At 71.0% G+C, this 13,152-nt stretch carries 13 protein-coding genes and 1 pseudogene; 7 read left to right on the top strand and 7 right to left on the bottom strand.

Annotated elements, in window-relative coordinates; genetic code table 11:
* Nucleotides 1-272: 272 nt before the first annotated feature.
* Together dbpA and E2169_RS13555 are read right to left on the bottom strand one after the other, a co-directional pair.
* Nucleotides 273-1,655 carry an ATP-dependent RNA helicase DbpA gene (gene dbpA / locus E2169_RS13550; RefSeq protein WP_132987148.1) on the bottom strand — a complete coding sequence of 461 codons (1,383 nt, stop codon included), beginning with the start codon at nucleotides 1,653-1,655 and terminating at the stop codon, nucleotides 273-275.
* A 419-nt stretch (nucleotides 1,656-2,074) separates the two neighbouring features.
* Nucleotides 2,075-3,967, bottom strand: a complete 1,893-nt coding sequence (locus E2169_RS13555) for a DUF885 domain-containing protein (RefSeq protein WP_132987149.1) — start codon at nucleotides 3,965-3,967, stop codon at nucleotides 2,075-2,077.
* 120 nt (nucleotides 3,968-4,087) lie between these two features.
* Between E2169_RS13555 and folE the strand changes: the two genes are divergently transcribed.
* Nucleotides 4,088-4,687, top strand: a complete 600-nt coding sequence (folE, locus tag E2169_RS13560) for a GTP cyclohydrolase I FolE (protein ID WP_165942437.1) — start codon at nucleotides 4,088-4,090, stop codon at nucleotides 4,685-4,687.
* On the opposite strand, the gene E2169_RS13565 is transcribed toward folE, so the two are convergent.
* The 5 genes from E2169_RS13565 to E2169_RS13585 form a co-directional block, all read right to left on the bottom strand.
* Entirely contained in the window at nucleotides 4,665-5,000 is a 336-nt protein-coding gene (locus E2169_RS13565; protein ID WP_132987151.1) for a hypothetical protein, read from the bottom strand. The genes folE and E2169_RS13565 overlap by 23 nt on opposite strands.
* A 109-nt stretch (nucleotides 5,001-5,109) precedes the next feature.
* Nucleotides 5,110-5,532, bottom strand: a complete 423-nt coding sequence (locus tag E2169_RS13570; protein ID WP_132987152.1) for a barstar family protein — start codon at nucleotides 5,530-5,532, stop codon at nucleotides 5,110-5,112.
* Complete coding sequence (locus E2169_RS14590) at nucleotides 5,529-5,939, bottom strand: guanyl-specific ribonuclease (RefSeq protein WP_132987180.1); 411 nt, start codon at nucleotides 5,937-5,939, stop codon at nucleotides 5,529-5,531. Before E2169_RS14590 ends, E2169_RS13570 begins: the two co-directional genes overlap by 4 nt.
* An 85-nt stretch (nucleotides 5,940-6,024) precedes the next feature.
* Nucleotides 6,025-6,363, bottom strand: a complete 339-nt coding sequence (locus tag E2169_RS13580) for an I78 family peptidase inhibitor (RefSeq protein WP_132987153.1) — start codon at nucleotides 6,361-6,363, stop codon at nucleotides 6,025-6,027.
* Nucleotides 6,364-6,419: 56 nt separating this feature from the next.
* Nucleotides 6,420-6,917 (bottom strand): MgtC/SapB family protein, encoded by a 498-nt coding sequence (locus E2169_RS13585; RefSeq protein ID WP_132987154.1) that lies wholly within the window; start codon nucleotides 6,915-6,917, stop codon nucleotides 6,420-6,422.
* 151 nt (nucleotides 6,918-7,068) lie between these two features.
* Between E2169_RS13585 and E2169_RS13590 the strand changes: the two genes are divergently transcribed.
* The 6 genes and pseudogenes from E2169_RS13590 to E2169_RS13615 all read left to right on the top strand — a co-directional run bounded on the left by E2169_RS13590 (nucleotide 7,069) and on the right by E2169_RS13615 (nucleotide 13,126).
* On the top strand, nucleotides 7,069-8,340 hold the full coding sequence (locus E2169_RS13590) for a lytic murein transglycosylase (protein WP_132987181.1): 1,272 nt from the start codon (nucleotides 7,069-7,071) through the stop codon (nucleotides 8,338-8,340).
* 129 nt (nucleotides 8,341-8,469) lie between these two features.
* A complete protein-coding gene (locus E2169_RS13595) occupies nucleotides 8,470-10,170 on the top strand; it encodes a M28 family peptidase (RefSeq protein WP_229659228.1) in 1,701 nt (566 codons plus the stop codon).
* A 1-nt stretch (nucleotide 10,171) separates the two neighbouring features.
* Nucleotides 10,172-10,288: pseudogene (locus tag E2169_RS14510) on the top strand (VOC family protein); the annotation flags it as partial.
* Nucleotides 10,289-10,298: 10 nt separating this feature from the next.
* Nucleotides 10,299-10,919, top strand: coding sequence for a DUF938 domain-containing protein (locus E2169_RS13605; protein ID WP_132987155.1), 621 nt, complete (start codon nucleotides 10,299-10,301; stop codon nucleotides 10,917-10,919).
* Nucleotides 10,920-11,147: 228 nt separating this feature from the next.
* Nucleotides 11,148-11,921, top strand: a complete 774-nt coding sequence (locus tag E2169_RS13610) for a cupin domain-containing protein (protein ID WP_132987156.1) — start codon at nucleotides 11,148-11,150, stop codon at nucleotides 11,919-11,921.
* Between the two features lie 131 nt (nucleotides 11,922-12,052).
* Entirely contained in the window at nucleotides 12,053-13,126 is a 1,074-nt protein-coding gene (locus tag E2169_RS13615) for a DUF5694 domain-containing protein (protein WP_132987157.1), read from the top strand.
* Nucleotides 13,127-13,152: the final 26 nt, after the last annotated feature.

A 13,152-nucleotide genomic window follows, 5' to 3' on the forward strand; every position in this document is an offset into this window, starting at 1 on the left:
CGGCATCCGCCTGGCGGCGGATGCCTCCTCCTTGACTTCCCCGCGAAGGCCTCCCGGCCACGGCGGGGCTCGGCGTTGTTGCAACTGCGCGAGATGCCCGCTTTGCTCCTGGGGCCACCGCGCACTGTTGCGCACCGGGTGCCAAGGCCCTTGAGAGCGAAGTCAAGGAGGAGGCGATGGCCGCAGGCCATTGCCGGGGGACATGAGCACTCAAGGGCCTTGGCACCCGGCGCGGAGCGCCGCGGACCCGCCGGCAGCGTTTCGATCCGTGGCTAGATCGGCTGCACCCGGAACTTCCGCCCCTTGATCTTCCCGGCGCGCAGGCGTTCAAGCGCCTGCGTGGCCTTGCCGCGCGCGATGGCGACGTAGCTGCGGGTGGCGAAGACGTCGATCTTGCCGATCGCGTCCTTGTGCAGGCCGGCGTCGCCGGTCAGGGCACCGACGATGTCGCCGGGGCGCAGCTTGTCGCCGCGGCCGGCGTCGATGCGCAGGGTCGCCATCGCGGGCACCGGTACGTTGGTGGCCTTGCCCGACAGCGGCGCCACGCTTTCCCAGCGCAAGGGCTTGCCCTGGCGTTCGGCGACGAGCTCGGCGCGCGGGCGTTCGCGCGGAGTCACCAGGCTCAGCGCCAGGCCGGCGCGCCCGGCGCGTCCGGTGCGGCCGACGCGGTGCAGGTAGGTGTCGACGTCAGTGGGCAGTTCGTAGTTCACCACCGCGCCGATGTCTTCGACGTCCAGCCCGCGCGCGGCGACGTCGCTGGCCACCAGCACGCTGCAGCTGCGGTTGGCGAACTGCAGCAGCACTTCGTCGCGGTCGCGCTGCTCCATGTCGCCGTGCAGGGCCAGCGCGGAGAAGCCGTAGTGTTCGAGCGATCCGACCACCTCCCGGGTATCGGCGCGGGTGTTGCAGAACACCACCGCGGACTCCGGGCGGTGGCGCAGAAGCAGGGCGGCCAGCAGCGGCGCGCGGCGCGTCGGCTCGGCCTCGAAGAACAGCTGTTCGATCGCGGCCGGCTGCGCGCCGCCGTCGATGCTGACCTCCAGCGGCTCGCGCAGCATGGTCTGGCCCAGCGCGCGGATCGCGTCGGGGAAGGTGGCCGAGAACAGCAGGCCCTGGCGGTCCTTGGGCGTGCGCTTCACCAGGTCGCGGATGTCGTCCTCGAAGCCCATGTCGAGCATGCGGTCGGCCTCGTCCAGCACCAGGGTGCGCACGGACTTCAGCGACAGCGCGCCCTTGGCGGCGAGCTCCTGGATGCGCCCGGGCGTACCGACCACGACGTGCGGTGCATGCGTGAGCGAGGCCAGCTGCGGACCCAGCGGGATGCCGCCGCACAGGATCGAGACCTTCAGGTTCGGGATGCCCAGCGCCAGGCGCCGCATCTGCTTGCCGACCTGGTCGGCCAGTTCGCGCGTGGGGCACAGTACCAGCGCTTGGGTCGTGCCCAGCGCGGGATCGAGCCGGTGCAGCAGGCCCAGGCCGAAGGCGGCGGTCTTGCCGCTGCCCGTCGGGGCCTGCGCGATCACGTCGCGGCCGTCCAGGATCGCCGGCAGCGCCTGCGCCTGGATCGGGGTCATGGTGGTGAAGCCGAGGGCTTCGACGCCCTGCAGCAGGGCGGGCGGGACTTCGAGCGAGGCGAAATCGGGGGGCGTGCTCATGCGCACATGATGGCAGGCATCGTGTGCGCCGCCGTCAAAAAGAACCGGGGTCAGAGTCACTTCCTCCCCCGGCTTTTCCAGGTTCTTCCCCCAACTGAGGGAATGGCGCGCCATTGATGCTCTCGGGCGCCGGGTACCAAGGCCCTTGAGTGCTCATGTCCCCCGGCGCTGGCCTGCGGCCAGCACCTCCTCCTTGACTTCGCTCTCAAGGGCCTTGGCACCCGGTGCGCAGCAGTACGCGGTGGCGCAGGAGCGAAGCCCGGCTCGCGCATCTGCAGCCGAAGCGAGCCCCGTCGTGGCCGGGAGGCCTTCGCGGGGAAGTAAAGGAGGAGGCATCCGCCGCCAGGCGGATGCCGGGGGACATGAGCCGCGAAGGCCTCCCGGCCACGGCGGGGCCCTCCAGGTCACGCGGGGCCGGGTCAGCCGACCTTCTGCGACTCCACCCAGCGGTTCACGCGCCGCTCCAGCAGGTCCAGCGGCATCGCGCCGCCGCCCAGCACGGCGTCATGGAAGCCGCGGATGTCGAAGCCTTCGCCCAGCTCGGCCTCGGCTTTGGCGCGCAGCTCCTGGATGCGGATCATGCCGACCTTGTACGCGGTCGCCTGGCCGGGATTGACCAGGTAGCGCTGCACCTCGGACTTGATCGCGGCGTCGGGCACCGAGCTGTTGGCGCGGAAGTAGTCCACCGCCTGCTGCTCGGTCCAGCCCTTGGCGTGCATGCCGGTGTCGACCACCAGGCGGATCGCGCGCCACATCTCCGACATCAGCCGGCCGTACTCGGAATACGGCGTCTGGTAGGTGTCGGGCATCTCCTTCGCCAGCCACTCCGAGTACAGGCCCCAGCCCTCGGTGTAGGCGGTGTCGAAGTTCTGGGTGCGGAAGGTCGGCACGCCCGTGAGCTCCTGGGCGATGGAGATCTGCATGTGATGGCCGGGCAGGCCCTCGTGGTAGGCGATGACTTCGAGCTCGGTCTTGGGCATCGCGTCCATGTCCGACAGGTGCGCGTAATAGATGCCTGCCCGCGAACCGTCGGGCGTGCCCGGATAGTAGTGCTGCGCGGCGCCGTCCTGCTCGCGGAAGGCTTCCACGCGCTTGACCTCCAGGTCGGCCTTGGGCAGCAGGCCGAAGTACTGCGGCAGGTACTGCTTGATGTTGTCGATGGCCGCGGTGGCGTCGTCGATATAGGCCTGGCGGCCGGCGTCGGTGTTGGGATACAGGCGCTCGGGATCGGCCTGCACGTGCAGGAAGAAGGCCTGCAGGTCGCCCTCGAAGCCGATCTGCGCCTGCACCTTCTCCAGCTCGCCGCGCAGGCGCGCGACTTCCGACAGGCCGAGTTCGTGGATCTCGTCGGCGCTCATGTCGGTGGAGGTGTTCTGCTCGAGCTGGTAGGCGTAGTACGCGGCGCCGTTGGGGTGGGTCTGGCCCACGCCGGTGGGATTGACCGAAGCCTTGGGCAGCTCTTCGCCGGCGTAGGCGATGAGCCGGTCGTAGGCGGGCTTCACGTCCTCCACCAGCGCCTTGCGCGCGTCCTCCTTGAGCTCGGCCGCGCGTTCGGCGGTGACCGTCCCGGCTTCGGCCAGGGCATCGGCCTTGGCCTGGGCATCGGCCCACAGCGCGCTGTCGGGGCCGTCTTCGAACGGCGCGCCGCCCACGACCTTCTTCGACTGGTCGATCACGCCTTCCCAGGCGAACTTCGGCGGGCGGATGCCCTCTGCGGCGGACTCGCCGGCGCGCTCGACCAGGGTGTCGAACATCAGCGGCAGCGCGCGCAGGCGCGAGACGTAGGCCAGGTAGTCGGACTCATCGTCGACGCGGTGGAAATTGATCATGAAGGTCGGGGCCATGCTGTGCATGCCGCTCATCTGGTCGAAGGCGTAGCCGTCAAGCAGGAAGGGCATGCCGTCGCGGGCGCTTTCGTACTGCTTTTTCCACAGGTCCCAGGACAGCTGCGCCTCGGGGTCCAGGCGGTCGTAGTCGAAGTTCGACTCCATGGCCTGCACCGAGGCTTCCATCCACGCAAGGCGCTTCTGGATGCCCGCCTCGGACACGTCGTCGATCTGGTTGTACAGCTCCTTGCGACCGAGGAAGGTCATGCGGATCGGGCTGAACTGCAGCTGTTCCTCGAACTGCTCCTCGAACCAGGCGTTGAGGCGCGCGGTCTCGGCCTCGCGCTCTTCCGCCGTCGCCGGCGCTGCCGCCGTGGTGCCGGTGGTGGGGGCGTCCGTGGCGGCGCGGTCGCAGGCGGCCAGGCCGAGCGGCAGGACCAGCGCCAGGGCGATGGCGAGGGGGGAGCGGGCGGAAGCTGGGCGCATGGCGGGACTCTCCGGGACGGGGGATGACGGGGCATTGTGTGGTGGTCGCGCACGCGCCGCCACGGCAGATGGTCATGGCCGGCGCGGTACCATATGCGGTCCCAGACAGGAGCGACCCCCATGGCCAATCCGGACGAACAGCGCAACGGCGTGGGCCGCGACGAGGCCGAGCAGGCTGTCCGCACACTGCTGCGCTGGGCCGGCGACAACCCGGAGCGCGAGGGCCTGCTCGACACGCCCAAGCGCGTGGTCGACGCCTACGGCGACTGGTTCAGCGGTTACGCCGAGGAGCCCCACGAATACCTCGAGCGCACCTTCGAAGAGGTCTGCGGCTACGACGAGATGATCGTGCTGCGCGACATCCAGTTCGAAAGCCACTGCGAGCACCACATGGCGCCGATCATCGGTCGTGCCCACGTCGGCTACCTGCCCGACGGCAAGGTGGTGGGCATCAGCAAGCTGGCGCGCGTGGTCGAGGCCTATGCGCGCCGCTTCCAGGTGCAGGAAAAGATGACCGCGCAGATCGCGCACGTGATCCAGGACGTGCTGAAGCCGCGCGGCGTCGGCGTGGTGGTCGAGGCCAGCCACGAATGCATGACCACCCGCGGCGTGCACAAGCGCGGGGTGAGCATGGTGACCTCGAAGATGGTCGGGGGCTTCCGCGACGACGCGCGCACGCGTCAGGAGTTCCTGCGCTTTATCGGGGATCCGCGGGGGTAAGCGGGTCTGCGTCGTCCATCGTCGGGTCGACCGGCGGCGGGCGGGTGGCGTCGTCCAGCGGGGTGTCGTCCGTGGGCGGCGGGAGCGGGTCCATCGGCGGGACTTCGGGGTCGGTCGGCACCGGCAGCGGATCGACGGGCGCGGGCTCGTGCAGCGGCTCCGCCTCCGACAGGGGCGCGGGGTCCGTGGTGCCTGCAACGGGCACGTCTGCCGACGGCAGTTGGTCCACCGGTGTATAGGCTTCGCTCGGGTCGCTGCAGGCGCTCAGTGACAGCGCCAGGGCGGCAAGGGCGGCGGGTAGCAGTCGCGTCATCGCGGCGGTCCTCGGAGGGTGGGCCTGCGCGAAGTATCGTGAACGCAGCGTGTTCGGGGCGTGTTCGTCGCCGGGCCGGTCGTGGCAGGCAAGGACGACTGGGCCCGGCTCAGGCGTCGGGCGAGGTCACCGGAAGCAGCGCCCAGAACGGCACGCCTGCGCGTGCGTGGGCGGACGCGGCCTCGTCCAGGATATCCAGCAGCGTGGCGAAGTCGTCCGGCGCGGCATCGCGCAGGTCGGTGCAGTGGTCGAGCAGCAGCACGTAGCCGGGCGCGGGCAGCCAGGACAGGTCGCCCAGGCTGTCGACGAGCGCGTCCCAGTTGCCGCCGAAGGTGGCGGGAAACTGCAGCGCTTCGGCGATCTGCTCGAGCAGGGCGTCCTTGTCGTCGGCGGCCGCCAGGTTGGCCGCGGCAACGGTGAAGTCGAGCGCGTTGGCGGCTTCGACCAGGGCTGCGCGATCGTGGATGTCGACGAAATAGGCCGCGGCCTGGCTGGCGTCGGCCAGCAGGGCGCCGAGCTCGATGTCGGTCATGGGGCGTCCCTGCGCTGGAAGGCGCGAAAGCTGCGGTAGTGGTCGGCGGTGTAATACCACTCGGCCGGCGGGTCGCCGCCGGTGACGATGCGGCGCGCGCCGCGGTGGTCGAGCCCGGGCGTGTCGACGGTGTACTCGCGGTAGTGGCCGCGCGGGCGATCCGGCAGCAGGCGTTCGCGGTTCTGGAACACGCTGCCGTCCTGGCGGTGCGGGAAGGGGCCGCCGCGGTCGATCAGGGCCAGGGTGGCGTGGGCTTCGGCGGGCAGGAAGGCGAGCGCCGGATCGGACCGGACGCCGCCATCGCCGTGCGCGGGCGGCGGCAGGCCGGGCGCCACGTCGGGAGCCTGGTGCGTGCCCGCGGCGGGCGGGAGGCCGGGGCCGCCTTCGCGCTGCAGCACCTGCCACATGCCGAACAGGCACAGCGCCGCGACCAGCCAGATCCAGCTGCGCGGCGTGTTCCCCCGTGGCCTCCCCCCTGCCATGGCGCCGGCCTCAGCCGCAGGTGACCCGGGTGATGCGGCCGGCGTCGTCGAGATGCAGGTTCAGGCGCCCGGCGCGGTAGTCCATCGTCACCGCCATGCCCGGCCGGATGACGCGGACGCCTTGGGCGCCGGCCGCTGCCTTGGCCTTGGCGGACACGTCTTCGCTGATGGTCTGGCCGACGAAGGCGGCCGCGGCCTTGTCGTCGCAGCTGCCGCTCACGCCGTCGATGATCGTCGGCGGCGGCCGGTCGGACGCCGGCTCGCGGGCGGTCGAGCAGGCGGCGACCATGCAGGCCAGCGGTGCCACCAGCAGGGCGGCAAGGGTGCGGGCGGGGCGGTGATCGTGCATTGGGGAGTCCTCGCGGTCGGTGTTGGATCATGCCGCAACTGCGGCGCGTGCGTTCTTCAGTCTCCGCCGGGACCGGGGCCGGATCCGGGTTCGGCGGTGCCGATGCGGCGTTCCAGGCGGCGGAACACGGCCAGCACCAGCACGCACAGCAGCGATGCGCCGAACGCCAGCAGGTAGTTGCCAAGCCCGGCGGCGATGCCGATGGCGGCGGCCATCAGCAGCGAGCTGGCGGTGGTCAGGCCGTGCACCTGCTGCTTGCCGCGGGCGCGCAGGATGGCGCCGGCGCCGACGAAGCCGACGGCGGCGACCACGGCCTCGATCAGGCGGCCGGGATCGATGCGCAGCAGGTCGCGGTACTGCTCCTGGGCGAAGTGCTGGGCGACCACGTCGCCGAGGCCGACGATCAGCGCCGCGGCGCCGGCGATCATCATGTGCGTGCGCAGGCCGGCGGAATGGTGGCCGAGCTCGCGTTCGATGCCGAGCACGCCGCCCAGCGCCATCGCGGCGGCCACGCGCATCAGGATCCAGAGTTCGCCGTCGTGCAGGGCTTCCATCGCGGTCGTTCCGGTTGCGGACAGTTGATGACAGCGCAGTGGCGGTCTGTTGGCCGTGAAAGCGGGCGCCACGCGCTGTCGTTCATGCGGCGTGACGGTTCGCGATGTGGATGCATGCCTACAATCCGGCGAGTCGAATCCGGAGCTTGCGATGCGTCTGTCCCCTACCCTTGCAGCGCTGTTGTTGGCCTTGCCCGCCGCTGCGCCAGCCCCCGCCGATGCATCGGCTTCAGAAGTGTCGCAGGCACTTGCGCAGCCGGTGGCCTCCGCGGCCGAGCTGGCTGCCTTCAAGGGCTGCATGGCACGCGTGCGCGGCTCAGCCGGCGCCAAGGGTGTCGACGGCGCCAGCTTCGACCGCCTGACCGCGGACCTCGCGCCGGACATGACGGTGCTGCCGCTGCTCAACCAGCAGCCCGAGTTCACCACGCCGATCTGGGACTACCTGGCAGCGCTGGTCGACCGGCAGCGCGTGGACGACGGGCTGGCCATGCTCAGCGAACATGCCGGCACCCTGGCGCGCGTGCAGGCGGAGTACGGCGTGGACCCGGCCACGGTGGTGGCGGTGTGGGGCGTGGAGAGCGACTACGGGCGCAGCTTCGGCAAGCGGCCGCTGCTGGCGTCGCTGTCGACGCTGTCGTGCTTCGGGCGGCGGCAGCCGTTCTTCCAGGGCGAGTTGATCGCGACGCTGCAACTGCTGGCGCGCGGGGACCTGGTCGATCCGGGCATCACCGGGTCGTGGGCGGGGGCGTTCGGGCATACGCAGTTCATGCCGACGACCTACCAGCGGATCGCGGTGGATTTCGACGGAGATGGCCGGCGCGACCTGGTGGGCAGCATCCCGGATGCGCTGGGGTCGACGGCGAACTATCTGAAGATGTCCGGGTGGCGCAGCGGGGAGCCGTGGGGCTACGAGGTGACGTTGCCGCAAGGCTTCAATGCCGCGCAGGCGGGTCGGACGAATCGCAAGCCGCTGTCGGTGTGGGTGGCGCAGGGCGTGACGCGCGTGGATGGCAGTGCGATCGGTGGCGTGGCTGCGGATGCGCGCGCGGCGGTGATCCTGCCTGCGGGCGCGGCGGGGCCGGCGTTCGTGGTGTTCAAGAACTTCGATGCGATCTATTCGTACAACGCGGCGGAGAGCTATGCCCTGGCGATCGCGCACCTGGCGGACCGGCTGCGGGGTGGTGGCGGGTTCGCGAAGGCGTGGCCCACGGATGATCCCGGAATCGGGCGGGCGGAGCGGCGGGAATTGCAGACGCTGCTGCTGGCGCGTGGGCATGCCATCGGTGAGGCGGACGGGATGGTGGGGACGCTGACGCGGCGGGCGATTGCGGAGGAGCAGGCGCGATTGGGAATGACGCCGGCGGATGGGCGGGCGGGCTTGCGGATCCTGGAGGCCTTGCGGCGGGCTGTGGACGCGCCGTAGCGGGCGTGACTGCGGGAGAGGGCTGCGGGGTGGACAGCGCGGGACCGACTGTCGGTGGCGCGCGGTTCCCGGGTGGGGCTCGGGCTATCGACGGGGCACAATGGGCCGTTCCTCAACGGGGTGAAGCTCATGGTGCGTGTGATTGGCGTGGCGCTGGCGGCTGCGATGCTGGTGTCGTGTGGTGGCGGCGCGCCGCCGGCCGCGGACGGTTCGAGTCCTTCACTCTCCGGCACGGTCGCCCCGGGAGCCGAGGCGGCGATCAGCGGCGACCGGCTCGCCGCCCACCTCCGCGTGCTCGCCTCCGATGAATTCGAAGGCCGCGCACCGGACACGCCGGGCGAAGAAAAGACGGTGGCCTACATCGGCGAGCAGTTCGCGGCGGCGGGCCTGGAGCCGGCGGGCGACGCCGGTGGCTGGACGCAGGCGGTGACGCTGGAGCGGACGCAGATCGCGGGGCCGGTGACGGCGTCGTTCGCGATCGGCGGCGCGGCGTGGGAACTGGCCAACGCCGAGGACATCGCGCTGGAAACTCTGCATCCGTCGGGCCGCGTCGACCTGCGCAACGTGCCGCTGGTCTTCGCCGGCTACGGCATCACCGCGCCCGAACTGGACTGGGACGACTACGCCGGTCTCGACGTGCGCGGCAAGGTGGTGGTGGTGCTGGTCAACGATCCCGACTTCGAGACGGCGCCCGGACGCTTCGGCGGTCGCGCGATGACGTGGTACGGGCGCTGGGCCTACAAGTACATCGAGGCGGCCAAGCGCGGCGCGGCGGGCGTGCTGATCGTGCACGAGACCGAGCCGGCGGCCTATCCCTGGGCCACGGTGCGCAACGGGCGCCTGGCGCCGCAGTTCGACATCGTGCGCGACGACGCGGCCGATCATCACCTGCCCGTGCGCGGCTGGATCCAGCGTGCGACGGCGGAGCGGCTGTTCACGGATGCGGGCCTGTCCTTCGATGAGGCGAAGCGCGAAGCGCAGCGGCACGGCTTCCGTGCGCGCGCGCTGGGCGATGCGACGTTCTCGGCGGCGTTCGATGTCGAGCGCAGCCGCATCACCAGCCGCAACGTGCTCGGCCTGCTGCGGGGCGATGCGCGCGCGGACGAGACGGTGATCGTGTCCGGGCACTGGGACAGCTTCGGCATCGGCGATCCGGACGACAGCGGTGACGCGATCATCAACGGCGCAGTCGACAACGCCACCGCCATCGCGTCGATGATCGAGATCGCACGGGTGATGGCCGAAGGGCCGCGGCCGGCGCGCAGCGTGCTGTTCATCGCGCTGACCGCGGAGGAGAGCGGGCTGCTGGGTGCGACCTACTACGCGGCCAACCCGCTGCACCCGCTGGCCACCACGGCGGCGGCGATCAACATGGAGATGTGGAGCCCGGACGGGCCGACGCGCGACATCTCGAGCTGGGGCCTGGGCAAGGTCTCGCTGGAACGCGACCTGCAGGCCGCCGCCGAGGCGGAGGGGCGCACGTACTCGACGGACCCCAACCTCGAAGCCGGCTTCTTCTACCGCGCCGACCACTTCGCGTTCGCGCAGGCCGGCGTGCCCGCGATCACCGTCGGACCCGGCATGGACCAGATCGACGGCGGCGTGGACGGCGGCATGGCCGCGCGGGCTGACTACTTCGCCACGCGCTACCACCAGCCGGGCGACGAGTTCGACGACGGCTGGGACATGCGCGGGCCGACGGCGGATACCGAGGTGGTGCTGCGGCTGGTGCGCGAGGTGGCAGGATCGGCCGGATGGCCGGCGTGGGATGCGGACAGTGAATTCCGCGGCGCGCGCGAGGCCAGCGTGGCGGAGCGCGATGGCCGCTGACATGAGCGCCAGGAACACGATCCGCCTCTGGTACGACGGCAGTGCGGAAGACGCCGCGAGGTTCTGCGCCGCAGCCTTCCCCGACAGCGCCGTCGGCGCCATCCACCCTGCGTCGGGCGGATAGCAACGTGCACCGGCATTCCAGCAAGCCCCATGCCCCCGCCTGCGACCGTAATCGCGATCCCATCCTCGCCGTGCTGAGCGAGCACTTCGCGGGCCGTCATCGGGTGCTCGAGATCGGCAGCGGGAGCGGCCAGCACGCCGCGTACTTCGCGGCCGCCATGCCCTGGCTCGAATGGCAGGCCTCGGATGTCGCCGACAACCTGCCGGGCATCCGTGCATGGCTCGACGATGCGCGCCTGCCGAACACGCCGGCTCCGCTCGCCCTCGACGTACAGCAGTCGCCCTGGCCCGCCGTCACCGCCGATGCCGTGTTCACCGCCAACACGCTGCACATCATGGGCTGGGACGGGGTGCAGGCCTTCTTCCGCGGAGTCGGCCAGCTGCTGGCCGATGCGCCGGGCGGCACGCTCGTGGCCTATGGGCCGTTCAATTACGGCGGCAACTACACCAGCGACAGCAACCGCGACTTCGACGCCTGGCTGAAGGCGCGCGATCCGCGTTCGGGCATCCGCGACTTCGAGGCGGTGGATGCCCTCGCGGCCGATGCGGGACTCACGCGCCTGGCCGACGTGGCGATGCCGGCCAACAATCGCTGCCTGGCGTGGCGGCGCAGCGGCCAAGGCTGATCGCCCGGCGGCACACATCCATGCCGTAGAAAAGACAACGGCATGGATTGCTCCCTGCCGCTGCGTGTTGCGATATCGGCGTCCGGTGCGCCGGTCCCGGCCTTGGCGACGCCGGGCGATGGCGCCGGCTACCGTACGGATGAATGCGCGCAGTCGCACCTATGACACGTGTCGTGGCGCTGCGATCCGGCAAGGATCGGCGCACACACCATCACGCCGAGGGTTCACATGCGCAGTCATTCCCTGTCCGTCGCGCTGGCCGCCTTGCTGGTTCCGGGCGTTGCCAGTGCCAATGTCGAATGTGATGTCGAAGCCGCGGTGCAGGAATGGGCCGCGGCCTGGGGCGCGCGCGATGCGGCGCCGCTGTCCGGTCCGGTGGCGTTCGAGTTGCTGGTGACCGATACCGGCGACGCCTTCCGCGTCGAGCTGCCCAGGGACGGCGCGGGCCGGGCGGTGCCGGCCGGCGGCGACGAGCCCGCGACACGGTTCAAGGCCGAGCGTTCGGTCTACTGCGACCTCGCCAGCGGGCGGATGAACATCCTCACCACCATGGGCCAGGCGCACGCCAGCGATCCCACGCCGATGGAGGCGGACATCGGCGTGGCCTGGACCAGGGGCGGCCGCGTGCGCAGCGAGTTGATGCCGGCCTGGTTCAACTTCTTCGCCACGGACACGCCCGACAGCGTGCGCTTCGGCTTCGGCCACGGGCGGGAGGTGCACGGCGGCCACGCGGTGCCGCTGTACTACGGCGAAGGCCTGCGCACGGCCTGGTACGGGCTGGAGCCGGGCATGCACGTGAACCGGGACGCGGAGGATCAGGCCAATGCGTTCGACTCGATCTTCATCGTCCTGGACGGACCAGTGCACGCCCGCTTCGACGGGCAGCAGCGGATGCTCGAGAAGGGTGAAAGCGTGTACGTGCCAGCGGGCATGCGGCACGAATTCTGGGTGGAGCAGGGGCGCGGCGAGTTCATCGTGGTGATGAGCGGGGAAGGCGCGTGACCGGCGTGCGGTGGAACCTGCCGGTGACGCGCGGGCGCAGCAGCGGGCCGATCGGCACCGTGACGATCGATGGTTGAGCGCGCCGCACGCGGCGGCAAGGATGGTCGCTCATCCCCCACGACACGAATGCCATGAAGATGCTTGCACTGATCATGCTGGTCGCCGCCGCGTCGGTCGCGCCCGCGTCCGCGCAGGCGCAGTTCACCCCGCCCCTGGGCGCGCAGCCCGCGGTGGACGGCCCCCGCACCGAGATGATGAACCTCGGTAGCGTGCACCTCTCCGCCCATGACGGCTGGAAGCGCGAGTGGCTGGCGCCCCTGAACGCGAAGCTGGTGGACTGGAAGCCCGGCATGGTGACCATCGAACGTCTGTCGGGTGCGCAGTGCGAAATGATGCGTGCCACGCCGCAGCGGTATGCGGCGGTCCATGAGCACTACTGCGCCGATGACAGCGGCTTCCAGCGCGCGCTGGAGATGTCGCAGGCGCAGGCCGATGCCGAGGTGCGCAAGCGGCTGTCGGACTGGCCGGATTCGCCCTCGGCGGCGCAGCGCCGGCACCTGGCGATGCTGTTCCTTGCGGCGGGCGAGCGGCCGTCGGCGCTGGTGCAGTGGCTGCGGCTGCCGCGGAACGAGCGTCGCGAGGGTGACGGTCTCACCGCCGAGGCGATCGAGGTGCTCGACCGCAGCTCCGGCCGGATGAACGAGGACTACGAGATCGGCGCCGCGGTCGCGGCCGCGGCGGGCCTGGAGCGGGTGCATGCGGTCGACGACCACACCGCTTACGGGATCGATTACGGCGACGAGGACGGCTTCAACGCCTGGCAGCTCGCGCGCTACGGGCGCCTGGGTGAACTGCCGTTCCGCAAGGCCGCGGCCGACCAGGTGGCCGCGGTCGATGACGGCCGGAGCCTGCTGGCGCTGTACCGCGACATGAACGCCGCGGGGGCGCAGGACCAGCAGGTGCAGGCGGACTTCGGCGGCGCCTTCGCCGACACTTCTGCGGAGCACTACGGACGCCACTACGGCGGCTGGTGGGAGACGCGCAACCTGCGCATGGTCGCCAACATCCGCGAGGCGATCTCGAGCGAGCCGGGCGTCCGGGCCCTCAACATCGTCGGTGCCTCGCACAAGCCCTGGTACGACCAGTGGGCGCGGCAGATGGCGGACGTGGAGGTGGTCGACGCGCACGAGGTGCTTGTCGACTGAGTGGACGGGGACAGCGTCGCTGCCGC

The organism is Luteimonas terricola (genome assembly GCF_004352845.1).
Classification (GTDB): Bacteria; Pseudomonadota; Gammaproteobacteria; order Xanthomonadales; family Xanthomonadaceae; genus Luteimonas; species Luteimonas terricola.

What these genes read in the sequence shown, in the direction of transcription:
- dbpA (WP_132987148.1), bottom strand. Translation starts at nt 1,655, where the DNA reads ATGAGCACGCCCCCCGATTTCGCCTCGCTCGAAGTCCCGCCCGCCCTG.
- E2169_RS13555 (WP_132987149.1), bottom strand. Translation starts at nt 3,967, where the DNA reads ATGCGCCCAGCTTCCGCCCGCTCCCCCCTCGCCATCGCCCTGGCGCTG.
- folE (WP_165942437.1), top strand. Translation starts at nt 4,088, where the DNA reads ATGGCCAATCCGGACGAACAGCGCAACGGCGTGGGCCGCGACGAGGCC.
- E2169_RS13565 (WP_132987151.1), bottom strand. Translation starts at nt 5,000, where the DNA reads ATGACGCGACTGCTACCCGCCGCCCTTGCCGCCCTGGCGCTGTCACTG.
- E2169_RS13570 (WP_132987152.1), bottom strand. Translation starts at nt 5,532, where the DNA reads ATGACCGACATCGAGCTCGGCGCCCTGCTGGCCGACGCCAGCCAGGCC.
- E2169_RS14590 (WP_132987180.1), bottom strand. Translation starts at nt 5,939, where the DNA reads ATGTGGCAGGTGCTGCAGCGCGAAGGCGGCCCCGGCCTCCCGCCCGCC.
- E2169_RS13580 (WP_132987153.1), bottom strand. Translation starts at nt 6,363, where the DNA reads ATGCACGATCACCGCCCCGCCCGCACCCTTGCCGCCCTGCTGGTGGCA.
- E2169_RS13585 (WP_132987154.1), bottom strand. Translation starts at nt 6,917, where the DNA reads ATGGAAGCCCTGCACGACGGCGAACTCTGGATCCTGATGCGCGTGGCC.
- E2169_RS13590 (WP_132987181.1), top strand. Translation starts at nt 7,069, where the DNA reads ATGCGTCTGTCCCCTACCCTTGCAGCGCTGTTGTTGGCCTTGCCCGCC.
- E2169_RS13595 (WP_229659228.1), top strand. Translation starts at nt 8,470, where the DNA reads ATGGTGCGTGTGATTGGCGTGGCGCTGGCGGCTGCGATGCTGGTGTCG.
- E2169_RS13610 (WP_132987156.1), top strand. Translation starts at nt 11,148, where the DNA reads ATGCGCAGTCATTCCCTGTCCGTCGCGCTGGCCGCCTTGCTGGTTCCG.
- E2169_RS13615 (WP_132987157.1), top strand. Translation starts at nt 12,053, where the DNA reads ATGAAGATGCTTGCACTGATCATGCTGGTCGCCGCCGCGTCGGTCGCG.